The organism is Candidatus Pantoea formicae (assembly GCF_011752625.1).
Taxonomy (GTDB): domain Bacteria; phylum Pseudomonadota; class Gammaproteobacteria; order Enterobacterales; family Enterobacteriaceae; genus Pantoea; species Pantoea formicae.
In genome coordinates, this window is record NZ_VWXD01000009.1 from 112547 (window position 1) to 139121 (window position 26575).

Consider the following 26575-nt stretch of genomic DNA (forward strand, 5'->3'; position numbering starts at 1 on the left):
TTTCCTTTTTAAATCAGAGGATTTGGCTCAGGTTCAACTGACTCATCAGCAGCGGGTTGTCGCTATAGTCGACCGGGATTGCAACCACTGCAGGGCCGCTGACATCCATCGCGCTGCGTAACGTTGCCTCGAGTTCTTCTGCGCAGTTAACTGCGAAACCGATGGCGCCGAATGCTTCGGCATAGGCTTTAAAGTTAACCGGGCCGAAGTTGACGCCTGATATACGCTGATACTTTTTATCTTCCTGCATCGCGACCATGTTGTAGGCGTTATCGACCCAGATGATGTGCAGAATATTGGCTTTTAGCCTGACGGCAGTTTCCAGCTCCATGCTTGACTGCAGAAATCCGCCGTCCCCGGAGACCGACACGACTTTGCGTGAAGGATCAACTAACCAGGCTCCGATAGCCCATGGCAGAGCGACACCCATAGTCTGCTGTCCGTTGGAAATCATAATCTGGCGCGCCCGGAAACTGTACAGATAACGCGCTATCCAGATATGGAAGCTGCCCATATCAACGGTAAGACTGATATCAGAGTTAACGATGTCCTGCATCGCACGTACGATGCGCAGTGGGTGCAGTGCAAACTGATTCAGGCTGGCGCCTTGCATGGCCAGCAATTGCCGTTGGTGCTGTCGGTCTTCCAGTACAGAAGAAGCGGCGTTGCTGAGTTGAAGTGGTAAGTGAATGTGCGCGGCAATCTTGCCTACGGTCTGCGCTATATCGCCCACTAGTTCAGCGTCGGGCAGATAGTGGTTATCTGTATCAGCTGGTAACACATCAATATGCACCAGAATCGCTTTACCACTGTTCCACATGGCCGGTTCATACTCTACCGGGCTGTAGCCAATAGTGATGATCAGGTCAGCCTGCTGCAACAATCTGTCACCGGCCTGGTTATTAAATAATCCTACACGACCTGCGAACCGAGAGAAGTTCTCCTGTCTGACCGCGCCTGCAGCTTGATATGTACTGGTCGCAGGGATCTGGCTTTTTGACAGTAATTCATGGATTGCGGCACTGTTTTCTGGCTGGCTGGCCATCAGTCCCAGCAAAATGACAGGATTTTTTGCCCGGCTGATTTCCTGGCCGACAGCGGCAATCAGGCCATCGGGAGCGGCACCCAGCTTAACGTGCCCATGGTTTTTCAAAGGGCTACCGGAAACAGGCTGATCGATAACATCCTGTGGCAGGCTGATAAATGCGCCTCCGCCGCGTCCATTTTCAGCATGACGAAAGGCATTCGACACACATTCGGGCAGTGCGGCAGGGTCTGTCACCTCAACAGCATATTTAGTGACCGGACGAAACATCGAAACGGTGTCCATGCTCTGGTGAACCTGTTTAGCGCTATCCGACCGTTTAACCGCTCCTCCTATCGCCACCATCGGATCCCCTTCACTGGTAGCGGTTGCCATACCGGTAATCAGGTTAGAGCAACCCGGGCCGGAGGTAACGAGTGCGACACCTGCATGTCCCGTCAGTCTGCCTACCGCGGCGGCCATAAAGGCGGCATTTGCTTCATGCCTTACGGGGATTAGCTGAATGGGTGAATCCAGCAGTGAATCAAATACTTTGTCTATTTTGGCTCCGGGGATCCCAAACACCTGTTTTACACCTTGTGCTTCAAGCTGCGCGACAACTAAATCGGCGCCGCTATTCCAAAGAGCATTATTGTTCAACGTTTTCATTTTGCCTCCTGCTGTTAGCTTTCGACGGACCGAATGGCTTCATCAAGATTGTGAGGATTGAGCTCTGCCCGAAGAAATTCGTTGTCACTGGGTAATTCAACGATAAGCTTGTTAATCGCGCCGAAGGTCAGATTTCCCTCTCTGAGCACGTAATCGAGGATGTGCCCACCACCCTGCCGGTCATCAGTAATGAAGTGCTCGTGATAACCTGCCACGTTGATTCCTTGCATGTATTGCGGTGTGCGAAAGCCGATTAATTCACCCAGGGTGTCCTTGAAGGTGAATGTGGGCTGATTGCCCAGTACTTCAGGCATCGAGCGATAAGGACGGCACTGACAGGGTACTGTTCGTGTCTGAACAGTATGGAAGTGTCCGCTGATGCGCATGGCGCAGAATTGATTGTCTGAGGTGACTTTGCTGTTGATAACCTGATGAACATCTTCTCGTGTAGCAGTTTCGGCTAGGCGGTGATGATACTCTGGTTTGAAAAAGGTCATAACAGCAAAAGGCGTCTTTTGTCCGGGATTAGCAGGGTTGGCGGTGCCATCAGAGCGTAGTTGATAAACATTACTGTCAAAGGCAATGAGTTCTCCATCCAGCCGATTAAAGGTCCCCAGACCAAAGTCACCTTGTTTCAGCAGCTCGGAAACTGTGGTTGAACCGTCATAAACCCCACTAAGTAATGCGCTCATGAGTGAAGTCTGATAGATGATTTTTTCTGGTGAATCGTGATTAATTTTTTTAACAGTTTCTCTCAACTGTTCATCGCATTTAGACTCAGATACAAAGTTATACATTTGCCACCTCGCAAATAGATAGTTAAGCCGTCTTAATGTCATCTTGGTCTTTTTAGCTAGCCGAATCCAATAGCGAAACATGTTAACTTTGAGACGTTTTTGATATGGAACTTCGCCATCTGCGTTATTTTATTACTGTCGCTGAGACGCTGCATTTCACTCGTGCCGCTGAGGCTCTGGGCATCTCTCAACCCCCGTTAAGCCAACAAATTCAGCGGCTGGAGCATGAAATTGGGACACCTTTATTGAAACGTCAGACGCGTGGTGTTGAACTCACCGAAGCAGGCAAGGCATTCCTCAGTGATGCCTTAGAAATTGTGCACCTTGCCGATCATGCGCTTGAGAGAGCCCGCGGCATGGCTAGGGGCATAAGCGGACAAATCCAACTGGGTTTTGCCAGTTCGGTGGCCTTTGGGGCGCCAGTTTTTGAACTTATTCATCGATTCAAAACGCATTATCCGGCGATGGAACTCATCACCCGGGAAGAGAATATGGCTTTGCTGATGCAGGATCTGCATGATGGATTACTAGACGCAGCATTTATTCGCTTACCCTGTGAAAGCAGTAAATCGTTTAATCTGAAGGTTATTGCAACTGAGAGAATGATGATTGCTTTACCTGCAGGTCATCCATACAGTCATCAACGCACCGTTTCGTTGGTGCATCTGGCGGATGAAACATTGATTATGTTTCCGCGTGAAGTCGCTCCCAGTCTTTATGAACTCATCGCCAGCACATGCATACGCGCAGGATTTACCACCGCGCGATTTCTTCAGGCGCCACAAATAATGTCTTCTCTTGGTATGGTAGGGGCAGGATGTGGCATCGCATTAGTGCCTGAGTCAATGTGCTGTGTTAACAATCCGAACATCGTGATTTGTGAGATTGAAAACAACACCCTATACACTGATATAGCTTTTGCCTGGCGGCACAGAAATCCCTCTAAGGCAGTATTGCATTTACTTAAATTATTAGACGCACAAAGAAATTAGCTTAAAAATCCCGACTAAAAGACTTCATAGCTTGGAAATTAAAAGGGCATCTCGCCCTTTAAAAAATCAGATATTTTATCTGCGATAGCGTTGACCATACATGATACAGTCTCTTCCAGCACTTTTTGCCTGATATAGAGCATTATCAGCAGATGTAATAGCAGCGGAAGATGAGTCCTCTTTCTGCTTTATTGCCACTCCAATACTTAACGTCACCCCGATACTTCCATTGCAACCATCTGAGACTGAAGTTTTTATATTCCTGATAACATCTTCAGCATTTGTGTTATCAAAAATAATAATAGCAAATTCTTCACCCCCAGATCTTGAAATGAAAATTTCATCTTTCACAAACGAACTCAGTCTCAGGCCCATGTTTCTCAGCACCTTATCTCCAGCCTCATGACCGTATGTATCATTTATTTTTTTAAAATGGTCAATGTCTGCAATGCAAATTGTACCAGCCCTGCTTTCAAGCTCTCTAAGTTTAACATTGAGGTGTCGTCTGTTTGGTAATCCGGTCAGTTCATCTGTTAATGACAGACTGACTGCGGATTTATAATTATGATTAACATAGGCTATGAATTTATTGAACGAATGAATGATAACCAGCATTGCTGGAACATATAAAAGAGCGGCAATAACAGATGCTGTATCCCTATCAATCAAGTTAAGGCCTCCAGCCATAGACGCAAGGGAAGAATTCAGGAGAAAAAATAAGCTTACCCTGAAAGCCAGCAGATGTATATCTCTCGAAAATATATTGAATGACTTTCTAATAAACCATACCATTACTGTTACAGTGCAAGAGTTTATAAAGAAATAAAAATTTATTTTTGTTGTGTCACCTATTACCAAAAAAAGGATGGCTATCAACGCAGTCATAAAACAGGTGTAAATAATTATCATTCTGTAAAGAAGGCCTTCTGGGGACTCTACCTCATGAATGAGCTTATCATGTATTTTAAAATTCATCACACAGACCTAAATTAAGTTAAGGTAAGATAGTACCACGGAATGGACAGTCTAGGTTATATTTTGTGCTAACGCAGTTAGTATAACTTCACCTGAATAAATAAAGTTTCTCAGTTCAGTAGTGCTGACCACGTAATTTGATAAAAACGGTCAATTAGTTTTGACGCTTTATTTATATTTTTACTTTACATTTTCGAGCTTACTGCATATTCAGCAGGATTCTGGTAATTCAGTGATAAATCTGCTCCGGGAACCTTATAGTGCTCACGGCTGCCCTGAAGCTTTTCGGTGACGATTCAGCGCTTTTCAATTATTCAGTAACAGTTATGGTGCCGGGAGGCCTCCCGTGGCTAAGAAAAATCACAACCTGTGTCGCTTCATTCTTACACGTGCCCTGCTGTTTACCCCCTCCCCATAGGGGGAAATATACAATAATTTTTAATAGCAGGTTGCCGGAACGCGGGGTGCCTCCCGGTAGACGAAGTGCAGCCTCCCTCATCCGCAAACTTGCGCTGGCTCTTATCTCATGCCAGGCCATATAGGAGGATTCGTTCCGACTTTGAAACGTCTGCGGCGCCGGGTGCCTCCCGGTGAGTAAGCCCAGCCAGTCTTACCCGCTATTAGGCTTGTTGCCACTCAGGAGAGTGATTGCTGTCGCCTCATCGCTTAGAGGGATTCACCGCATTGATAACAATCTAAAACATATAATAAAAATAATAAACCCTGACGCAGTGCATCGTGGAATGCTCAGTTGAGCTCTGGGAGAATTGATACAAACAAAAAGCCCCTACGGTTGAGGAGGGGCTTCCGGCCTGATATGCGAGATGAATGATTGGACTAGCGAATGAAACACATCAGGCAATTTAATTTTTACAAAATCTCTTTTTTAATGTCAAGCATCTCCATTGAAAAATACACGGCCTGAGCGGTGACCTGGATTTGATGCGCTCTTTTGTCATTAATTGTTAAATAACAGTTCATCGCCAGAATTAGCGCATAGGACTTAGGCTTAACCCGGGCTTGCCTAAGCTGTAGAAGAAGATTCAGGTCGCGGATTCCATTTAAAAGATTGATCTAATTTTCTGAATAGCAGATGTTTTCTGCTGATTTCATCCTGTACATGCCGATTGCTTTCCACCATGGTTTTACCCTGACGGGCAGGACACTCGCTGACCCCGGAAGTTAGAGTACTAGCTGTAAAGACCTGCCCAATGATATATGCCGGGATCCCAGCAAAGATGTCCGCAATATGGCGATATTATGTTGATAAATTGAGTCTGAAAGACTGACGAATATCGTAATGCAGTGAGGGTTACGCCCTGATCTTAAGTAGAATACCTCAAGTAAGCCTCGGGCAAAAATATCTCTTGCGGTGACTCAGGACCAGGCTGCAGCTCAACCAGTTCTTTCAGCATTCAGAGAGAAGCGATGACCGGCTTCCAGTGAGGGGACCACAGGATTAAAGACCTTATTGTAGCGCACTCCCGCATGATACTGCCCCCCTCGCCTATTGCCGAGGCAGGTCGCCTCCATGTCCAGAATGCCGTTAGGTAAAATAATACGCTGGAAAAGCGAGGGCTCACGTCCTGTGATGTCAGTCCACATAGCAGGCTCCCTCGTAACCTTGGCTTCGTGCAAAATCTCGTTTTTTAGTCCATGGAACTTCACTTACGGCCTCTAAATTAAAAAGATGATTTTGCAGATATTTTTTGACATGTCTTGAAGACGATTTAGGTTATCGGGGGTCCGGAGCAGTTCCGGACCTGGGTGCAATGGAAAATTGCATCTTTTACCGGGCGCTGGCCCGGTTTTTGACTTCACGGCGAAAAAGGTAAATTTACGCTCCCTACGCCCTTCTGGCAGCGCAAGCCAGTGGATTATCCTGTAGTAGCGTATTGCAGCATTACCTTGCATAAGTAGTGAATGGAAATTGCTTCAAGTGGCATCGTACTTACCGCTTCCCATTCGATCCTTTGGGTAAATTGCCACTATCTGGCTGTCTTTAGACCTCACTATATATTCAGTTCAGCTCATACCTTCTCCGTATTACTGGCATTAAATATGAACCCCGTTAAGGTATTGCGCAAAGCACCTTCCATTTTTCAGATAACTGAAAGTCTGCCGCTTTATCTTTCGGCTCTGTGATGGGTACTGGCATAAAGAGGATACCGACTAAATATTAACGTTACGAAAGTTAAAATCGTAGCAGGTGCTATGCTCAATGTGCGGTGAATCCCTCTAGCGACGGGGCCAGACTACACAAGTACAGCAGGAATACAGGGGCGATTCAGGTGGTAGTCTCTCTGAATCACCGGGAGGCCCCGGCACCGCAGCTTTTTACAACTGCTTCGCAAAAAAGGCCATGACCCATCTCAGGAACAGGTAACGGCTGCCAGCGCAACAGAATTGCTGACAAAGTGCCGCTTCTCATTTGTCAGCATAACAGCCCCACCGCGCCCAGGCTCCAGTGTGAGTGTTTCGGCATCGCTGCACTGATGCCGTTGCCGCACCATATCAGGTGATGTTCATGGAGCTGAGGGTGGCAAAAGGCTGGATGGGCTCCGCCGCCGATTGTGACTATCTCATATCTTCCTCGTCCGTCTGCAAGGGATGACGCTCTTTTCTGCAGAGCCATAATACTCCCGATAGCCTGCCAGGTAATGCTATCTACGGAGAAGAAATTTCCCGGGAGCATCTGATGCTGTTGCCATTGCATCTTCACGCGACCTGTAAGCGCGAAAAGTTGACCCTATCTCCCGTATTCAGGAGGCCGGTAACTGACAGCCGCGCCGGATAATGATACAGAGAATTATGATTCGTGTCGGGCGGCCTGCTGCTGGCTTCAGCCCGCCTTTAAAGCTGAAGGTGCCTTACGCCCGGTTCATTTACCTGAACATGAATGATGTCTTACAATGTTTTTTTCAGGTGCCTCCGTTTGCGGGAGGAACCGTATTAAAGGAATACCCATGGACAACGGTAACCTCGGAGTCAGTCATCTTGCCTGGTGCGGGCTGGTTGCTCTGCATACGGCCCGCCGCGACGGGCTCACTAGTTCAGCCGCGCAGGATAATCTTTTTCTGGTCAGATGGCTGGCTGTGGCTGAGAAGCAGCGACGCTTCTCCAGGGGGGTGGCCGGCGATATCAGCTGGCTGCTGAAAGAAGGACGCGGGAAAGGGCTGCAGGCTGACCTGCCCGGCAAGCTGGACTACCTCTGGCGCGCGGGAAGCGGCAACCTGGGAGCACAAAACGACCTTTATCGCCTGCAGCACGCGCTGCAGGCGGTAAAGCTGACAGGCTGGATTTATATGGTGCTGGCCGGGCGCGAATGGTGCGGCCGGCACCAGCTACGGCTCAGCCCGACGGTGTCCGGCGTGTATCTTTGCCGCAGCGCGCTGGACAAGGGATTTGATGAGCATGGCCGACAGACAGCACCGCTGTCTGCACGACTCACCGGCGAATTGCCTGCGCTGGATGCCATACTGAAGCGATCGGGCTGGCGTCGGGTGCCAGTGCCCGGTAACGACGCGCTGCTACACCACCTGCTGGCGGAGGATTTCCCTGCAGAGTGCGGATAGCTTGCGCGCCCATCCGTACAACGGTATCAGGGCAATTTACGGGGCTTCATTCGCCCTTTAACAACATTAAACTGAGCAGAATTCATACTCACCATGCCCGCCGCGGAGTTACCCTGCGCTTAATCCCTCTCAGGCTGCGGGTCGCCTCTCTTGAGACAACAGTTTCCTTAAAAGCCTGCATTTCATTACCTGACACGGCATCAGTTGGAGTTCTGATGAGAATCCATGAATATGAAACCGTTAAAGAAATTTTTATGATGCCTGTTTCGTTGCCGGCATGTGCTGTCTCAGGCTAGCCAGCGAGGGCGGGGAATTAAATCGTGAGCGACTGGCCATCGAGCTGATGCAGCTCTTTAAGTAAAAACAGAGAAGAATGTTCCCCTTCTTTGCTGTTCGCCATTGAACAGCTCCGCGACGAGCCAGATCAGTAACTGGATAAAGAATCATAGTGAACGCCAGGCACAGCTTTCGTCTTCGATAGCCTCAGCAGGTAAGCCCTAACCGTCAGGGATTGGCTAAATAAGGTCCCTGCCCTGATGAAGATGACCTGCCTTTCTGCTAACCGTCTGCCATAGGAACGCCTTTTCAGTCAGGCTGCGTCATGCGCGATTTCTTCTGCCCGGCCGCGCGACGTCTCCGGATTCAGCTACTCACGAACGGCGTCAGGAGATAATACCAGTGGGCGCCTGTCATAAATGTCGGCCATACACTGCTCGCAGCCTCATGATCAGAACCCTTCTTTACTATGACCCTTCCCGTACGGCTGCAGACGGCACTAATGTTGGACCGATTTTATTTGTAGAATATAAAGAACGGTTGTTTCCTTTCTCCATTTTGTTTCTCACCTCTGATGCGCAGCGACGGTAACTCCCCCGATTAGTCATTTGTCCATGATTGTCATGCTGGCGTTTTCCGCGGCAAGCAGAGCTTCAAAGGCCGCTGCTGTCAGGGGCCTGCACAGCCCGTTGCCCTGCATGATGTCGCACTGGGCGCCAGTCACGAACGCCCTTTGCCCCACATCCTCCACCCCTTCCGCCGCCACGCTGAGCCCGAGGCTTTTCCCCAGCGCCGCGATGGCCCTGAACATCATACGCACGCGCTTGTTGGTATCGAGCTCAAGAGTCAGCGACTTGTCGATCTTGAAGCCGCTGACGAAGCCGTGTCGCAGCAGGCTGATGGCGCCCAGCGTACGGCCGTAATGATCTATAACAAATGCGGCCCCCGTGAGCTGGATGGCTGCGAACTGCGCCGGAGCATCCTGAACGAGCTCCGCCAGCAGCGGCTCATCAACCTCCAGGTCCACAAAGACGGCGTCGCCGCCTGCCGACTCCCGCAGCACGCTTTCCAGCCCGGGGTCAGAAAGCTGTCGCGGGAACAGGTTAATGCTGACCCGAAGCTCCGGGCAGCGGACCTGCCACTGGCGGACCTGCGCCAGTGCGGTGCGGATAATCCATTCACCGAGCGTAACGGACAGCGGGCTTTTCACCAGCATCTCAATAAAATCAGCGGGCAGCAGCAGGCCGCGGGCAGGATGCTGCCAGCGCACCAGTGCCTCGCAGCCGAGCAGGCGGCCGGTACCAGCATCATAACGCGGCTGGTAGTGCAGAATGAACTGCTGCTGGCGAACCGCGGTTTCCAGCTCGCGCTCAAAGCGCCGGCGGCGCTGCTCCGCCGCCAGGTATTCAGGCCGGAACAGGACGCTGCAGCCCTTACCCGACGCCTTTGCCCGGTAGAGCGCCAGGTCCGCCGCCGACATCACGGCCGACGTGTCCTCTCCGTGTTCAGGATAGGCAGCAATACCTGTGCTGGCGCCGACCACCACAGGTGAGCCGTGGTAACTGAAAGGCCTCTGCACCGCGGCAATCAGGCGATCTGCCGTCAGTCCGGCACCGCTACTTCCGCCCGGCAGCAGGATGATAAACTCGTCGCCGCCGAGCCGGGCGGCGGTAACCGCTCCGGGGCACGTCTGCCGGATCTGCTCCGCTACGTGACAGAGCAGCGCGTCGCCGGCGGCGTGCCCGAGCGTGTCATTGACTTCCTTGAAGCCGTCCAGATCGATCATCAGCAGGGTATAAGGCACGTCGGCCTCCGTCAGCTGCCCCAGCTGCTGCATAAACGCACCGCGGCTGGCCAGGCGTGTCAGCATGTCCAGTGAGGCGAGTTCGCAGAGACGGGCCTCGCTCTCATGCCGGGCGGTAACGTCGCGGATGATCATCCCCACCAGGCGTTCTCCGCCCTCCCGCCAGCCTGAGAACGATACGTCGGCCGGAAATTCCCGGCCGTCCCGCCTTAGCCCCCATATCTGTAGCGTGCGCGGCTGCGAAATCGCCGCCTCGTCGGCCGTCAGGCGCTCCAGCTCGTTGCGGTAGTCGGTCTGGCAGCGCTCGGGAATAAGCCCGGCTACATACTGACCCGCCATCTCCTCCGGCCCGTAACCGAACATCGCGGTGGCAGCCGGATTCCAGAAGGTGATGCCCTGTCGCAGGTCGGTGCAGATGATGGCGTCCGGGGAAGTGGCCGAGATGGACTCCAGCCGCTGCTGACTGGCGTGGCGCAGCAGTTCAAGCCGGTGGACTTCCATCCGGTCCATTACCAGCGCAGCAATGTCGGTCAAATGTTGCCGATCCGCGTCCGTGAGTGGCGGGCGCGGCTGCGTGTCGGTCAGGCACACGGTACCGATATGGTGCCCGTCCGGGGTAGTCAGTGGGATCCCCGCGTAGAAGCGAATGTGTGGGTAGCCGTGCACCAGCGGGCTGTCGCGAAAGCGCGGATCGTCCAGGGCGTCGGGCACGCAGAGGATCTCGCCCTGCGCCAGCGTGTGGTCGCAGAAGGCCACGCTACGGGCGGTGCCGGTGATGTTAAGCCCGTAGCGGGATGCAAAAAGCTGCCGCTGGTCATCAATCAGCGAAACGAAGGCGGTGGGTACGCGAAAAAGGCGCGCGGCGAGCGTGGTGAGGCGGTCCAGCGCGTTTTCCGGCAGCGCATTCGCCTGCTGATAGGATGCCAGCGCCGCGAGGCGGGCAACCTCGTGGTCTGATGTCGGGCGTTTCAGGGTCTGTCCCCCCAGAGGTCGAATGAGCTGTGGCCGGCATGACACAGCAAAAAGGGGACTCGTTCAATCAGACGGGGCCGCAGAAATGCCTGCCACCCCGCCGCCGGAAGAAAGGTCCGTCAGGCTGCCCCACCCCCGCGGGCGGGGTCAGGGATATAGTGACGCCCTGTAGTACGGGCATCACGAAAATGTAATTTCAGGACCATTCCTGGGCGCGTTCAGCGCTGCAGGGAGGCGCACCGCAGGCATATAACGCAGTCGATGTGCCGCAGGAGCGCGGACTGAAGCGCATGCCTGAGCGAGTAAAACGTGCCAAGAAAGCGGACTCCGCCGGCTTCAGCCAGCCCGACACAACCCGCGCAATGCACCTCTTCGAGAGCGGTGCGTCCGCACCGCACCGCTTAGTAGTATTTACCGCTCATGTTCTTATTCTCTTATCGGCCGGGCCCGACTGAACTTCAGCGAGCCGTCAGCGTACAGAGGCTGCTACTTTTTCTTTTGCGGCACAAGGGCATAATGCGGATGTCGCCCGGCGAGCAGCAGCAGCAGTTCGTACTCCCCCTGGCTCAGGGGTGCGGGATTTTTTGCCGCCTCTTTCATCTGCCAGACGCGCAGGCTGAGCTCAAACCGCTCAGCGGCGGCCTCCTGTGACAGTCCAGCGGCGAGCCGCAGCTCGCGGACGTCGGAACCGACCGCAATGGGCCGGTATAAAAGCTGATTTCCCAGACGATACTCCTTTTAGATAGGCAGACCATAACGGACCTTCAGGAAAAAAGACGGGGGCCGCCCATATTCATTAAATTATCTTAATATAAATCCCGTAGTGCAATGCGTCATGAATCGTCAGCGGGGTAATTAACAGCAGGTACGTCATTTATTTTTATTCTGCTAAGTCAAATCAGCCGAACAGCTCAACGGGAATATTATCCATACGACCAGGAATCTTCTCCTTTTTTTACGAAATCCTAACACAGGGATTATTCCTGTTCTTTCTGGATGATTATTCGCCAGGATAGGCAGGTTTACTGGTGGCCGTATTTATCGCGCCGCCACACCCTATACCGATAAAAAGGATAACCTGATGAAAAACCGTAATTATATCCAGCGACGGGTCCCCCCCGACCTGAGCCGAATAGACATCCGGGAGCAATGGCAGATCACCTTCTGGACGCTGGAGCTCCGTACGACTCAGGAGCGTCTCACCCGGGCCGTGCGGGAGTCGGGCCCGGAAGCCGACCGCGTGCGGGCGTGGCTGGAGAAAAATCCCCCGCCGCGCACCACACGTTAATGATGCCCGAAGGCCACCCACTCGCCTTTGGATGGCGGGATAGCCCGTCTTAAGCTGACCGGCGGGGCGGACGCTGCGGCAGCCGTGTAGCCCTCTTCTTCCAGCACCTTAAACGGGTAATGGCACCGCCCAGCGCGGTCGTCTGCCCACTCAGGTTGCCCGTAGTGGCGGAGTATTCCTGTACCGGGGCGGCGTTCTGCAGCGTGATGCGGTTAAGCTCCGCGACCGCCAGCATGACCTGCGCTATGCCTTTGCTCTTCTATTACGGGGCCAGATCTATCTAGCCAATCAGCGCGTTGACCCCGCCGAGGCCGTGCAGCACCTCGTTCATGGTGGCATCGCCGCTGTCGGCGAGGCGGTACATCTCACGCAGCGTCATCGCGCCGTAGCTGCCGGCCCGCGCCACTGCTGTCAGTGAGAGGATCATCATCCACAGCACGACGCGGCGGATGGTAAAGTGTTAAGCAGCTGCATAAGGCTTCCCCGGTGTTGTTATTATTTTTAAAAAAAACATTATCATTTATTTTTAATTGCGCGCGTGATTAATTTGTACGCTACATTTATTTAACAGGAGTCTGGCAGGAATAATTAAAAAAGGACACCCCCCGACGATAAAATTAAAGAATCGCGTTACTTGAAATAATTTTCTAAACAAAATAAGCATGACATCAGACCAGATAACGCCTATAGTAAGCGCCATAAGAAAGTTTTTAATCGTGTTTTCCTTTCGCAGTTACCGCCTTTTATAACGGTTCGTTACCGTCCACTTTACCTTTATAATTTCGCACCGGAACCAGGCCGGGGCGGAGGAACCCATGCTGATGAATCTTAACGGCGACGACGATCGCCGCGCGCGGGCGCTGAAAGCGCTGCGCAGTCCCGATGAAAGTCGCGATGACGTGCTGCGCAAGTTTGTCCGGCTGGCCAGCCAGGCGCTCGGCATCCCCGGAAGCTTTATTTCCGTGCTGGACGACGAGCACCAGCACGTGCAGGCCGCACACAACTTCGCCCTCACGCAGTCCTCGCGTAGAGACTCCCTTTGCCGCCACGCGGTGGATAATGATTGCGCAGTGGTGGTGCCCGACACCTGGCTGGACGCCCGCTTTGTGACGCACCCGCTCATCACCGGCGCGCCCTACATCCGCTTCTATGCCGGCGTGCCACTCAAAAACCGGGAGGGGATCGTGCTCGGCACGCTGTGCGTCACTGACACCGCACCGCACCCGTTTGGCGCTGAGCAAGTCACCACCCTGAAGCTGCTGGCCGCGCTGGTGATGTCGTTTCTGGAGGCCTGGCACTCCGCCGGGTTTGCTGACCCGGTCACTGCCCTGCCTAACCGCCAGCGCCTTATCCGTGACCTTCAGTATCTGGCGGTGGCGGGGGACAATACGCCGCGTCGGCTGGTGCTGATTGACTGCATCGACATGCCGCGCGCCTATGAGCTCGCGCGTTCAATGGGCATGGGTCCGGTGGAGAGCCTGCTGAAGGACGTAGCCACGCTGCTGCCGCTGCGGCTGCGTCCTGCCACTGGCGAGCTGCTCTACACCGTTGCCACCGGCCGCTTTGCCGTGCTGACGCGTGACGACAGCCGGCTCACCGCGGACTGGGTGGCAGGACGACTGGAGGGGATCAGCGCCGACCTGGGCGACGGCATCGCCGTGGCGCTCAGCACCCACACCGGCGAGGTGGCCTTTACCACGGGCAGCATTACGGCGCAGGAGGTGCTACGCCGCGCGGTTAGTGCCCTGCACGAAGCCATCGGGCGCGGCGTTCCCGCGATGCGCTTCAGCCTGGCATCCGATGCCCGTCACACCCAGGACTTTACCCTGATAAACGATCTGGCAGCTGCTCTGCAGGAAGACAAAGGTCTGTGGCTCGCCTACCAGCCCAAAATCTGCCTGCAGAGCGGCCGCCCTGTGGGCCTGGAGGTGCTAGCGCGCTGGCGTCACCCTCAGCGCGGCGAACTCTCTCCCGCGCTGTTTGTGCCGCTGGCTGAGCAGACTGAGCTGCTCAGCACGCTTACAGCCTGGGTAACCGATCGCGCGATCGCGCGCCTTGCCCGCCTGCGCAATAGCTGCATCCAGCTCCCGTTGACCATCAATGTCAGTTGCAGAGACTTTTCGCGTGAGGGTTTTGCCGACGCACTGGAAGCAAAAATGATCAGGGCAAAGCTGCCCACTTCGCTGCTGGGCATAGAGTGCCTGGAGACCGAGCGCATTATTGAAAGCCCGGCGGCGATGCAGGGTCTGGAGATGCTGAAGCTCAGGGGATTTGGCATTTCGCTGGACGACTTCGGCACCGGCTACAGCAATATCAGCTACCTGCGGCGCATGCCGCTGGACGTCATCAAACTGGACCGCACGCTCATCAGCGAAATCTCGTTAGACACCGCATCGCGCATCATCGCGCGTAGCATCATCGCGATGCTGAAGGAGCTGGATTACACGGTGCTGGCAGAGGGGGTGGAGGATGCAGAAACGGTTAACGCACTTACGCAGTACGGCTGCGACCAGGCGCAGGGCTTCTTCTACTCCCGACCGCTGCCGGAAGGTGAACTCGACGAGTGGCTGGGCTGGAAGCTGCGTGGTCAGTGCTGACAACGGCCGCGCAGGAATGAGCTACCCTGCTGACGGAAGGCTGCCTGGGAATGCACAATGACCTCATCAACATGCCCTGGCTGTGCATGCTGCGCAATGCCTCTTCAGGCGCCTAAAGCTCGGCAATGATACGGTTGCCGGTATTAAGCCGGTAAGCGCGGATGTAGGCAACCGTGCTGATGGCCATTGATGGCGCAACGCGTCATCAGAACAGTCAGTAACAGCTTCAAGGGGAGCTGGATCAGATTCTGCGGGTTACCGAAGTCCGGACTCAACTTGCGACGCCGTTAATAGGCAGCAAAAGCAAAAAAGGGGCACTGACTCAGGGAGATGATAAAAAAGTCCCGCAACCTGACCAGGTATGTCGGTCGGAAAAAAGTAAAGAAATTCGCGACAAGGATGATCGCGGGATGACGGTAACATAGATGAAAAAAACATTTAATGATTTGTTTCACTCCTGACGATTAGAGTCTTAACAGTCAGGAAGGTGATTATTAGCATAAAAAAAACCGCGCTGATGGGCGCGGCATAGCATGCGGATTTCATACTGCAGTTGTTATTAGAATCAGGAGAAGCTTAGTTCGTGTGAACCCTTCGTCAAGGGTGATGACTAGCCTATCTGTAAACCGTGCAGACAGATAACTTTACTGACTGTCATCTGTGGGGGAGCCTCAGATGAATATCCTGCTACACATCAGCTGGAGCGTACAGACGTTAAATCATCGCAGAAGAACCACTGCTACAATAAGCGTTGTAGCAGTGGTTCTCTCAGGGTTCAGAGATAATGACTTCTTCTGCTCGGGAAAAATGAAAAGAAAAACGATTTTTATAAAAAAAGTTATTTACGTGGGAGCATGTGTGCAGTCCGGAACAAAGTACGGCCTGCTGACGTATACTGGCTTAATTGCTGCCAAATTTTACGTTATGTCAGACTCAGGTTTTTTCTCGCACCGCCTGCTGCTTCCCTGACATTTACTGCGTTGCTGGTCCCGCTTAATCCTGGCATCGTACGCCATGAGAACCCTTTTTCCCCTCGCCGTCAGGCGGTAGCGCTCACTGACCCTTCGCCATTCCTCGCCGTAAAAAAATTCGGCCAGCCGCAGTCTTATCAGCGTCGCCATTACGGCAGGCATTATGTCTGCCGGTACCGATTCTCTTTCCTGCATCAGGGAAAGAAGCCGAAAATGCTTCGGAGCCAGTTTTATCATAACCTTTTTACAGTGCTGTTGCTTATCCGGCGAATCAGGTCATAGAGATGCAGATTATAACCGCAAAGGCTCTCTCTGTTAATGTATGGCGCTGATTGCAGCAATGCAGTTAAAGAACAGAGTCACTCCTCACACTATTTCAGGTTGCTGAGCATCAAACAACAAAAACAGCGCAGAGGGGGCCCTCACAAAGAATTTTTCATTGCTCTGGACCTTAATCACGGGCCCCCAGCGACAGAAATGCTGCCAAAAGAAGCGTGCTCATGATCCCTGCTCTTCACGACGTCAGACACTCCAGGGACCTGCTACAATCACCGCGTTACGCCCTGCGCTCTTCGCCTGATAGAGTGCTTCGTCTGCCCGGCGAAGCATCGTATCCCTGTCTCCGGCACTGTCTGCCAGCGCGGCTACTCCTGCAGAGACCGTCATGACCCCCACGTACGGGAACGTTGTGGAGCTGACTAATTCGCGGATGCGCTCCGCTGTCCGGGCCGCATCTTCCACTGACGTCCGGGGCTGAAGGACAATAAACTCTTCTCCACCAAAACGGCTGACCACGTCACCCGCGCGGCAGGTCTGCCGCAGCAGGCCGGCAAGGCTTACCAGTACCGCATCACCCGCTTCATGGCCGTACCAGTCGTTTATTTTTTTAAAGTGGTCGATGTCAATGGCTATGACGCACTGAGTTGCGTCATCACGGTTCCTGTCTGCCAGCAGCGTAAAGCCACGGCGGTTGCAGAGCCCGGTAAGCGGATCGCTCATGGCCTCGTCGCTGAGCGCAGCAATGCGAGCCGCCACCGCGTGACGGTGATACTGTACGGCTTCCTTCAGGCTGTCGGCTTCATAATACCAAGCCGGTACCGAATCGAACGACGCTTCACTGCCTTCATTTCGCACCATATCGGCCAGCTTCTCCAGCGGATAGGCAATACGCCCGGCCACCAGGATCACCAGAGCGACCGTCAGGACAATGATCCCCAGAAGGAACCACAGCGCATTTTTTGCGGTTCGCACCAGGATATCCCGGACTGTTTCAGAGGTTCCTGCAATGAAAATGTTCCAGTCGGTATTATGCAGGCTGGCGTAGCCCGTCAGGAACTTCTGCCCGTCAACTTCCGTGCTGAACCCCCCGCTATCCGTGGTGGCCAGTCGCTTCTGCAACGCTGAGTTCAACGCCATTCTGCTTCCCACTCGAGCCGGGTCGTGACTGAATATAATGAGGCCGTCATTGCTGACGACGGTGACGCTGGATCCGCGGGCGTAAAAATGCAGGCTGAGAATGTCGCTCAGCATGCTCTGCTTTTTGAGGTAGATAGTGCCGCCTATGTAGCCCAGATAACTTCCGTCCGGTGTAAACAGAGGCTGAGACAGGAAGATCACGTAGTTACCTGTAGCAGAGGTAAAGGGCGATGAGATAAACGGCTTCTGCGTGGTGATGGCCTGTCTGCTGGCGTCGGAATGCAGCTTTATGCCGATGAGGCTAAGGCTTTCCGGCGAGGTCGCGGCGATAAAGGCGTCGCGGTTAACCACCACTACAGTATTAAAAAAGCCCGACTGCAGTCGCAAGCGATCGGTCTCGTCCCGAAGGTGTCCCGGATCGTTAAGCCCCTTAATCTGCCCGGCGCTCCAAGCGAGCTCACGCTGCGCCGTGCTCAGATAACGATCGGTGGTGTCGGCGAGCTTGCGCGCATAGGCGATATTACTCTCAAGCAGGCTGTCCTCAATGTTGCCCTTCTGAAAAATCAGCAGCGATCCGAGCAGCAGGCAGGCGGTCAGTATCACTCCGCCGACGGAAAGTAATATGAGCAACGTACGGAGACGTAATTTACCAGGAAGCATAGCGACCAAAGTCCGCAGGAAGTATTTTTACAATATAACGATAAACCACCTGATTGAAGCCGCAAGTACACCAGTAAAAGGCTGCCGTTTAGAGTGTTAGATAGCATGACCTGTACGATATACACTGCCTCATATGGAAGAAGCTGGCTTCCGGAAGCCATCTCTGAAACGGGCTGATTTCATGTCTGCAAGGTAACCGACCTGATCAAAAGCCCGGTTATCTTAATTTGCAGGAATTTGTCAGGGGCTCAAATCAATGAGATATTACTGACTGGTCTTCAGGCCGAACGTTATGCAACATTGATGTCACACCTCCACTCCAACTCAAGAGTTGAACCCCGCTCACCGGCTTTGGCGCGCGTCTTTCTGAGAGAAAGTTTTCACTGACCACACAGAAAAACAGCCCGCGCAAACGGGACCTTAGACTAAAGTAGGGATCTTCGGGGGTCTATCTAATGCTAATAAGCGCGATAGCCACTAAGCTTATGAAGCGCCTGAATAGCCATCAAGTATGAGCCGTTCTTTTACCCGAACGGGATACAAGAGCATTTTTCTTGTAGGATTTTATCCTTGAAAGGGCAAACCGGATGACATTAATCCAGTGCGGGTCAGCAGAGATTAAAAGAGACCTCTTAAGAGAGGTGTGCAGCTCACTCCATGTCTCAACCCGGTCTCCGGGATCTAGACCAATCTCTCTGCTCAGATGCATTAGTGCTGCATTTATATCAGATTTGATGATTTGATATTCCTCTCCTGATTGATGCAGGCAAGCCAGTCTTTTTATCTGAACTTCATATTCAACCGTAAGTAAACTGTTCATCTGTACCCTCATCTGAATCCCGGAATTAACGATAAGTATAGGTTAAAGAAACTGTATGAATTAAAATCCCCCAATAGATCCTTTCAAGGCCAGATGTGGTCATTCCAGTAAACCGCGGATCGCAAGGCATGCTGCCTCATGCGCTGATGATGACATTACCTCCCCACGGGACACTTTAATGATTCAGCAACCGGATAAAGGATTTATCTGACCTAAAATCGACTCCGTATTATTTCAACGATACGGTAATGCTGAACTGTCCGGTGAGAGTTCGCAATATTCTCTGATGTCAGGATACCCAGCAGTTTCTCTTTTCGGTAAAGTGAGATTTCGTACGCTGACAGGATGCCTTCAGCGCAACGCTTATCAGAGCCAGCTGTCATGTAAATCGAATATCCATGACAGCACGTGGGTAAAAAGGTTAAGAAATAAAAGGAAAGCGAAGCCTGAACACAGACAAGGCGGTTTTCCTGATGCGGCCGTTGAAAGTATGTGTAACAAGGAAACCTCCACCGTTACGTTCAACAGAGATAACCTGCGTCATGAGTTTCTTATAAGATGAAAAACTACCAGAGAAATATTTCCCTACCATTTCGCATGGAAGAACGTCATTATAGTTCATAGCTGTCTGATGTGACCTGAATTTCCAGTAACGGGAAATTAATTTTAGCGTAAAACGGACTCTTTTCACTTCCCGGTCGCAAATTTCTAATTTAATCACATACGGAGTGCAAAAAAATTATTTCGACTAACAGGGTCAGACTAAATCTTCTAGGTACAGTAAGGCCTCTCAGCGGGATCAATAACAAATTGAGTTATTCAATCTGATATCATACTCCCCCCCTAAAAGTGGCTGTGACATTCAGAATATGTGACCCGATGAATATATTTGAGAAAGAATATTTTAACTAATTCATGGCTGTCAGGCTTGATAGGTAGCAGAACCTGCAGCTTTCATGAAAGGTATAATTATGTGCACTGGCCACAAAGAGCTACTGACCTGTCCGAGTCAGGCTACCTGATGATGATCCTGTCGTGACAACTTTTTGTTGGGATTTTTTCTTTAATGACACAGTTAATCGGCTTGAATCAATCAGGAATTTGTCGACCGGCAAATGACAACCCACCTTGTTGCTGAGAATTGTGGTATTTTCAACATACAGAGTCGTCGACTGCTTCAGAGCTATCGTACAGACGGTACGACGGTCATGGCTGAAAGGTGACGCGGCTGGCCCAGCAAATATTAACCGCCTGCTGGCCTTCCTGAACGTGCGGTTCAGCTCATGTGCGAGCGCTAACCTGATTTGTTCCGACGCTTAATAGCGAGAAGCTTGCCGGGCTGTGCGGCGTTGTATTGTTTAAAGATATTGTGCGAATACTGCTGACGCAGTCATCCCTCTGGATCTGCAGACAATGCGCCCTTAAAATTCAGCAACCGCGATATCAGCGCGTATGTTTGTGAGTTGACTGACCTAAAGATTTGCGTCACTGATTGTACCGCTTCGCTGGAATTTTTACGGGCTCATCCTAATATCAAAATGTCGCTTCTACTTCTCTGTATTAACGGCATACTCCGATTGATAATGATTGGCACCCTATGTGCAGCCCGGACGCCATCAGTGCCGGGCTTTTTTAATTACGAAACTATCACTTCTGAAACCGCACCAAATCGGCTAATCCATCCAGTAAATTCTTATCATGGAACTTTTCAAAACGCTCAAGTTTATGTTGCTATAATAGCGACGTATTCATATACACACAGCAAGCGTTATGCGTACGAAAAGAGAATTTCCAGTTGAACGAATTTTTTACCCGCCTCTGCGCGGGTTTTTTTATGACTAACGACTGGACTATTCAGGAACCACCTCTATCATAAAACCGTTCCGGTTCTCCTCGGAATTACCAACATTCTATTGCTATATCTGGCATTTAATTATGCCGCCCGGACTCACTTGCCCGGGCTTTTTTTTGCCCCCAAAACTGTCACATCTGTATTCAGGTATAATCGGGACTTACTGTCTTAAGGATTTCTGATATTTACAATAAGATCCCAGAGTTAACACTTACATACGTGGTTAATTCTTAATGCTAAAAATCATACCATTTCACTAAATTCAGATTATATAACGATCTCAGTTTTTTCTAATAGCTTTCCATATCCCTTCAATATGAGTGATGTGATGTTGTACATCACAAACTGCAGTTGAACGCCCGCTCCATTTTCGGAAGCGGTTTATTTTCTTCGTCCAGGCGGCTCAGATTGCAACTTTTGTTGCTGGAAAGTGCATGATGGTAACAAACCAGAGGGTTCGATAGTTACCCCCAAAGATTGCCCGCGCTTTAGCTCACTCGCTGTGCGGGCTTTTTTACTGCTATGGTTTACATTAATAACCGGCGTGAAAGAATCGCCGCATGGGCGGGTACCTCCGGCGCCCGCATCATCCGGCGTATCGATGTCGCTGGGGTGGCTTTCTGCCGCCGGCGCGATCGCTGCTGCTCACCTCGCTGGTGACCGGGCTGACCAGCTTCTGGATGCTGGCCATGCCGCTGCCAGTCATCTAAATTCTTTCTGAGGAGGCTTCCATGCTGCTCAGTCCGGGGACATCAGGGCTCAATATCCGCACATCGGATGACAGCATGTCTGGCAGTGAAAGGGTCACGGCAGTACTGCACCCAAGGTTTTACGTGCTCCCTGACGACCTGGATGCCATGGGGTATCAGCATCAGGGCTGTCGCGACCAGAATGAATGCCAGGATCCATCCGGGTACATGCTTCATTTTGAGGCAGGTTCCGGCATTTTTTCTCCCCTGTACACCGCGTTCAGCCGCTGCTGAAAAAGACGGGGATCGTGCTCTGCGCGTATGCGCCTTAATGAACCTGCTGACTTACTCTCAAGCTGGGCCCTGTTTTTCATGATATCCATAATTATCCTTTTAAGCTGTTCTACCATGCTTATGCGCAGCCGTTGTTTCTCATCCTCAGACTTTACGCTCAATTCGAACGATCCATTCAGCGGGCAGCGTATCATCCAGCCCGCTTCGTCCGGATTAATCTCCGGTAGCGCCCGGATGTTTGTGGTGATCACCGGACAGGCGCACGCCTGCATTTCAAGGACGGAAAAACCGTAGGTGTCCTGCCACGTGGGCAGCAGCCCGACGTCAGTGGACCGGATAAGCTGCAGTACCGCGTTGTTGGCCAGAGAGGTGAATGGCTGGAAGACCGGCGTTTCGCGGAGCGCTTTTTCGATGCTTCCCCGAAACGTCGCGTCGTCCTGAAAATTTCCGTGCGCCACGTTGTGCGTCCTGCTCGTGTCGCCCACGATATTGACACGCACATCGTTCGCGCTGAGCGCGCCTTCCCTGAGCAGCTGACTGAAAGCAAGCACGACTTCAGCGCCTCCCTTCCGGTAAAACTCATTTCCCACAAAGGTAAAGGTCAGCGGGCCTCCCACCGTCTTTGCGATCCTCTCCTGCAGAACCGGCTGAGGGGGATGCAGGACGTGCAGTTTAGGAAGGATAGCCGACCGCTCAGCCGGAAAGTGCTCAAGTAACTGCAACTGGATTTGCCGGGTGGCTTCGGATATAGCGATGATACCCCTGCAGCCCGGTGAGCTGACATGCCTGAGCTCCCGGGACAGTTCGGGATTGGTGAATTTATCAATCCCCCTGATCGGAAGGACACGGGGCAGTTCGGTTTCAAAGGTTGCCACCCAGCTGCCCGCACCGGTTGCGACTTCATTGAACAGATGAATGATGTCGGCGTCATCTGAGAAGAAAAAGGGAAATGGACGAAAGATAAACAGCTTATTGCGGCGCAGAAACCTCTGTCTGAAAGCGTTGGCCCAGGTCCAGACATTCTTGAGTCGGTAGTCCTGATAGTCATGTAAACCGTCAGTCAGGATGTTTCTTTTTTCAGGGTAACCTGTACCCCCCACGATGATTTTCATATTTCCCCCGGTGTGATACAAATCGGCAAAAGATGAACGAAACGTAAATTAACCTCTTATAACGTAAAGATATCTAAATGCGACTTTTGATCAGACGACGATAATTTTCCAGCGGCGGTTTCACATTCAGGGAACATTCAGAGAAATGCCCGGGCAATACAGATTGCAGGACAACCCGGTTTAACCCGGGCACCGGGCCTCTGCAGCACAGAAAGGTACTTCTTAGGAAAAGAACTTTTCAGAAAGTTCTGGTACTGATACCTGTTTCTGGAGGAACACAGTTCAGGCATACAGCCACTACGCAGGGGCCGGAACTTAGTGTTCCTGAGGAAGTGATAGCCGCGCGCCGCGCAGGCGGCGTTGCCTGATGACAGAACAGGTGTTTGGCGCGAAAGCGGGTCGGCCAGTTATTTACAGCCGGAATAATGATGCAGCAATTCAGGTATAAAAGGGTGATTCTGCTCACCTGACACATTGACGTTTCTACCCGCAGGGCACTGATGCGCTCTTCTGTCCGGAGTATCATTTTTTTCACGCGGCTTTTCAGCGATCCTGCCGGCTGCGCGCGCTGCAGTAGAGTCACCCGTACCCTCTTCTCATTGACGGATGGCAGGCTGGATGGATGGAGAGCCAGTCTGTGGCCCGACTGATGCTGAGGCCGCGCAGGCTGCCATCACCTTTGTTTCTGGGGCAGGATGGCATCCATGGTCAGTCAATGGCGCAGGCAGCAGCGCCACGATTCGGAATATGACGTGCTCCAGGCACCACCTCGCTGGTCGGATCCCTGCTCCCCCTGCTCGTGGCTGCGCTGGGTACCGGACTGACCCGCGTCTATGTGCCGGTCGTGCTGCTGGACGCGGTCACGCAATGACGTAAAAATCGCTCATCTTAATGAAATCGTTAATGATTTTTACGATGCCTTAGCGACTTACCGCAGGAAAAGATTTTCAGTCCATATAAGCTTTCTTTTTTTACATGTGAGCTGAAAATTGAAAGCACTGACCTCAGTGCACGGCATGCCATTGTTTGCCCTGAGCCTATTTTCGGCGGGGCCCCCGGCCAGCGTCAACATTTTACCGTTCCTGATAATCCTTCTACGGCTGAAAGTGATTTTGCAGGTAACGTTCAGGGCAGCTACGCCCATGAGGGAGGTAATTCCGGACACCCACCCTTTGGGCTGATTCAACGCTGACCTGGTTGATAGGGCGAACGCTTACAGCCTCTGGGGAGAAGCCTACAACTACAGCTCTGATTACACCCGCTCCTCTGAGAAATATCAGGCAGGCCTGCGCCTGCGGCATAATCTGGACGCCTCTTCTCACAGAGCGGGTGGTCAGGCGACAGACTCGACTGGTACCGCGGCCGCTACACCACGGTAGCCGGATACGGCAGGCAGATATTCAGCGGGCCGCTTCATACTCTGCGCGCTGAGGCCGGCCCCGGCGTCAGGCATGATGAGTTCACTGACGGAAACGAAACGACCAATGCGCTTGCCTATACTGCCCCAAGCTATTCTTACAATCTCACTGACGCTGCTTTTTTTATACAGGGCGTTTCAGTGCTTGCTTCCAGGATTACACTATCAATTCCGAATGAATCGCCACGGGTTTAACAGACACCTCGGAGTCATTTAAGATGACTTAAAGAGAGGTGCCCATGAGCGGTAAACGTTATCCCGAAGAGTTTAAAATTGAAGCAGTCAAACAGGTTATTGATCGCGGTCATTCTGTTTCCAGTGTTGCAACACGTCTCGATATTACCACCCATAGCCTTTACGCCTGGATAAAGAAGTACGGTCCGGAATCCTCCACTAATAAAGAACAGTCAGATGCTCAGGGTGAGGTCCGCCGCCTCCAGAAAGAGCTGAAGCGGGTTACCGACGAACGGGACATATTAAAAAAGCCGCGGCGTACTTCGCAAAGCTGTCCGACTGAGGTACGCCTTTATCCGTGACAACACCTGTTGCTGGCCTGTTCGCCTGCTCTGTCGGGTGCTTAATGTTCATCCCAGTGGCTTTTACTCCTGGCTTCAGCAGCTGCATTCACAACGCCATCAGTCAGACCTGAGACTGACAGGACAGATTAAACAGTTCTGGCTGGAATCGGGATGCGTCTATGGTTATCGCAGGATCCATCTAGATCTGCGGGACAGCGGGCAACAGTGCGGAGTGAACAGAGTCTGGCGACTGATGAAACGTGTCGGGATAAAGGCTCAGGTCGGATACCGGAGCCCGCGGGCACGTAAAGGCGAGGTCAGTATCGTGTCGCCCAACAGGCTCCAGCGGCAGTTCAATCCGGATGCTCCGGATGAGCGTTGGGTAACGGACATAACCTACATCAGGACCCACGAAGGCTGGCTATATCTTGCCGTGGTTGTTGATCTGTTCTCACGCAAAATTATCGGCTGGTCCATGCAATCCCGGTTGACAAAGGACATTGTCCTGAATGCACTGCTGATGGCTTTATAGCGGCGTAATCCACAAAAACAGGTGCTGGTTCACTCGGACCAGGGCAGTCAGTACACAAGCCATGAGTGGCAATCGTTCCTGAAATCACACGGCCTGGAGGGCAGCATGAGCCGTCGCGGTAACTACCACGAGAATGCGGTTGCAAAAAGCTTTTTCCAGTTATTGAAACGCGAGCGGATAAAGAAAAAGATCTACGGAACGCGGGAAGAAGCCCGCAGCGATATTTTTGATTACATCGAAATGTTTTATAACAGTAAGCGTCGGCATGGTTTTAGCGATCAGATGTCACCGACAGAATATGAAAACCAATACTATCAACGGCTCAGAAGTGTCTAGATTATCCATGGCGATTCAGAAATCGGCCTGAGAGTCGACCTGAATAAAAGGTACGCCTTGAAAGTAACGTATAACGACATATATAAAACATACACATACACTCTTGCGAATTTCATCATTAAATTCAATCAGCCATTTATTAAAATCCTCACATTTTACGCTTCAACACTTATCAATCACACAAAAAAAATCAAAAAGATAACACTTATTCAGGGCAAAGCTTGGACATAATTCGGATGATGACAACCCCGATACACTCAATAATGCCTGCCGCTTCAAATCATTAACTCATTATAATCAATGCCGTCAGGCTTAATCTACCCGCATTGAATCTTTAACTATTTCTTATATAGAGGCACCTCACGAATAATACCGATTGCGTAATTCACAGCATTAACTTTTCCTTTACCTAATCAATTTCAAAACTCATTAAGGGTTATTGTCATGTCTAAGTTTTCTTTTTTCATTTCGGCTCATAACTTATCTACTCATAAGTAACGCCGGCATGTACAGATAGTCTATCTCGCTCCGACCAACCCTCAGGGGGGGCGTCATGGTTAAATTCAGAGGGAGGGTATGAAAATTTTATATTTGCGCAGCCTGATATTAACATCAGTGCGGCAGAATCTAAGGCTCACAGACTAAAGCCGGAACGGCAAGACCAACGGATGAAAGAAATGAAACGTGGTCGTGACAAGAAAAATCATTAAGTTTGTCATACGTAGCAGGTTTCTCGCTTAAACTTATAAACATGTCATTCAAATTACCCTGAACCTAAAAAAACAAAGAGATCTCCTAAGAGGACCGCAATTAATTAATCATTAAAATCATCAGCATACATTTCTTCTGCGTGAGAAGAAATTGACCCTGACCCGAAATCCTGCTCCATTCAGAAACAGAATTCCGGCATGATAATGACTCCCCTGAGCGGAGGTTGTGCCGATGAAAAAGTCACGATTCACCGAAGAGCAGATTGTCTTTGCCCTGAA

Annotated in this window: 16 protein-coding genes and 2 pseudogenes; 8 read left to right on the forward strand and 10 right to left on the reverse strand. The window is 51.7% G+C overall.

Going from position 1 to position 26575, the window contains the following annotated elements:
• Nucleotides 1-13: 13 nt before the first annotated feature.
• Together alsS and budA are read right to left on the reverse strand one after the other, a co-directional pair.
• Entirely contained in the window at nt 14-1693 is a 1680-nt protein-coding gene (gene alsS, locus F3J38_RS21840) for an acetolactate synthase AlsS (protein ID WP_167141947.1), read from the reverse strand.
• 14 nt (nt 1694-1707) lie between these two features.
• Nucleotides 1708-2490, reverse strand: a complete 783-nt coding sequence (gene budA / locus F3J38_RS21845) for an acetolactate decarboxylase (RefSeq protein ID WP_167141950.1) — start codon at nt 2488-2490, stop codon at nt 1708-1710.
• Nucleotides 2491-2594: 104 nt separating this feature from the next.
• Here budA and F3J38_RS21850 point away from each other — a divergent pair, with 104 nt between their 5' ends.
• Nucleotides 2595-3482, forward strand: coding sequence for a LysR family transcriptional regulator (locus tag F3J38_RS21850; RefSeq protein WP_167141953.1), 888 nt, complete (start codon nt 2595-2597; stop codon nt 3480-3482).
• A 75-nt stretch (nt 3483-3557) separates the two neighbouring features.
• Here F3J38_RS21850 and F3J38_RS21855 read toward each other — a convergent pair whose 3' ends face one another.
• Both F3J38_RS21855 and F3J38_RS21860 read right to left on the reverse strand, forming a co-directional pair.
• Nucleotides 3558-4457, reverse strand: a complete 900-nt coding sequence (locus F3J38_RS21855) for a GGDEF domain-containing protein (protein WP_167141956.1) — start codon at nt 4455-4457, stop codon at nt 3558-3560.
• A 1395-nt stretch (nt 4458-5852) separates the two neighbouring features.
• Nucleotides 5853-6062: a hypothetical protein gene (locus F3J38_RS21860; RefSeq protein ID WP_167141958.1), complete on the reverse strand. Its 210-nt coding sequence runs from the start codon at nt 6060-6062 to the stop codon at nt 5853-5855.
• A 1361-nt stretch (nt 6063-7423) separates the two neighbouring features.
• Here F3J38_RS21860 and F3J38_RS21865 point away from each other — a divergent pair.
• Complete coding sequence (locus F3J38_RS21865; protein ID WP_167141960.1) at nt 7424-8032, forward strand: DUF2913 family protein; 609 nt, start codon at nt 7424-7426, stop codon at nt 8030-8032.
• A gap of 880 nt (nt 8033-8912) precedes the next feature.
• Here the strand turns inward: F3J38_RS21865 and F3J38_RS21870 are convergent.
• Nucleotides 8913-11039 carry a putative bifunctional diguanylate cyclase/phosphodiesterase gene (locus F3J38_RS21870; RefSeq protein WP_240156060.1) on the reverse strand — a complete coding sequence of 709 codons (2127 nt, stop codon included), beginning with the start codon at nt 11037-11039 and terminating at the stop codon, nt 8913-8915.
• Between the two features lie 531 nt (nt 11040-11570).
• Nucleotides 11571-11810: a transcriptional regulator gene (locus tag F3J38_RS28185; RefSeq protein ID WP_072050582.1), complete on the reverse strand. Its 240-nt coding sequence runs from the start codon at nt 11808-11810 to the stop codon at nt 11571-11573.
• 355 nt (nt 11811-12165) lie between these two features.
• On the opposite strand from F3J38_RS28185, the gene F3J38_RS21880 reads away from it, so the two are divergent.
• The gene (locus F3J38_RS21880; RefSeq protein WP_167141964.1) at nt 12166-12372 is read left to right on the forward strand and encodes a DUF3606 domain-containing protein; all 207 of its coding nucleotides are present in this window, start codon (nt 12166-12168) and stop codon (nt 12370-12372) included.
• A 280-nt stretch (nt 12373-12652) separates the two neighbouring features.
• Here the strand turns inward: F3J38_RS21880 and F3J38_RS21885 are convergent, their stop codons facing one another.
• A complete protein-coding gene (locus F3J38_RS21885; protein WP_155287977.1) occupies nt 12653-12802 on the reverse strand; it encodes a hypothetical protein in 150 nt (49 codons plus the stop codon).
• Between the two features lie 385 nt (nt 12803-13187).
• Here F3J38_RS21885 and F3J38_RS21890 point away from each other — a divergent pair, with 385 nt between their 5' ends.
• Nucleotides 13188-14969: a bifunctional diguanylate cyclase/phosphodiesterase gene (locus F3J38_RS21890; protein WP_167141967.1), complete on the forward strand. Its 1782-nt coding sequence runs from the start codon at nt 13188-13190 to the stop codon at nt 14967-14969.
• 675 nt (nt 14970-15644) lie between these two features.
• On the forward strand, nt 15645-15938 hold the full coding sequence (locus tag F3J38_RS21895; RefSeq protein ID WP_167141970.1) for a hypothetical protein: 294 nt from the start codon (nt 15645-15647) through the stop codon (nt 15936-15938).
• Nucleotides 15939-16462: 524 nt separating this feature from the next.
• Here F3J38_RS21895 and F3J38_RS21900 read toward each other — a convergent pair.
• Both F3J38_RS21900 and F3J38_RS21905 read right to left on the reverse strand, forming a co-directional pair.
• Entirely contained in the window at nt 16463-18016 is a 1554-nt protein-coding gene (locus F3J38_RS21900) for a sensor domain-containing diguanylate cyclase (RefSeq protein WP_167141972.1), read from the reverse strand.
• A gap of 505 nt (nt 18017-18521) precedes the next feature.
• On the reverse strand, nt 18522-18836 hold the full coding sequence (locus tag F3J38_RS21905) for a hypothetical protein (protein WP_167141975.1): 315 nt from the start codon (nt 18834-18836) through the stop codon (nt 18522-18524).
• A gap of 2412 nt (nt 18837-21248) precedes the next feature.
• Here F3J38_RS21905 and F3J38_RS21910 point away from each other — a divergent pair.
• Nucleotides 21249-21398, forward strand: coding sequence for a hypothetical protein (locus F3J38_RS21910; protein ID WP_167141978.1), 150 nt, complete (start codon nt 21249-21251; stop codon nt 21396-21398).
• Between the two features lie 212 nt (nt 21399-21610).
• Here F3J38_RS21910 and F3J38_RS21915 read toward each other — a convergent pair whose 3' ends face one another.
• Complete coding sequence (locus F3J38_RS21915) at nt 21611-22783, reverse strand: glycosyltransferase family 4 protein (protein ID WP_167141981.1); 1173 nt, start codon at nt 22781-22783, stop codon at nt 21611-21613.
• A gap of 1372 nt (nt 22784-24155) precedes the next feature.
• On the opposite strand from F3J38_RS21915, the pseudogene F3J38_RS28190 reads away from it, so the two are divergent.
• Nucleotides 24156-24395 (forward strand): annotated as a pseudogene (locus tag F3J38_RS28190) (DUF481 domain-containing protein); the annotation flags it as partial.
• A 44-nt stretch (nt 24396-24439) separates the two neighbouring features.
• Nucleotides 24440-25586 (forward strand): annotated as a pseudogene (locus F3J38_RS21925) (IS3 family transposase).
• The last annotated feature ends 989 nt before the right edge of the window (nt 25587-26575 follow it).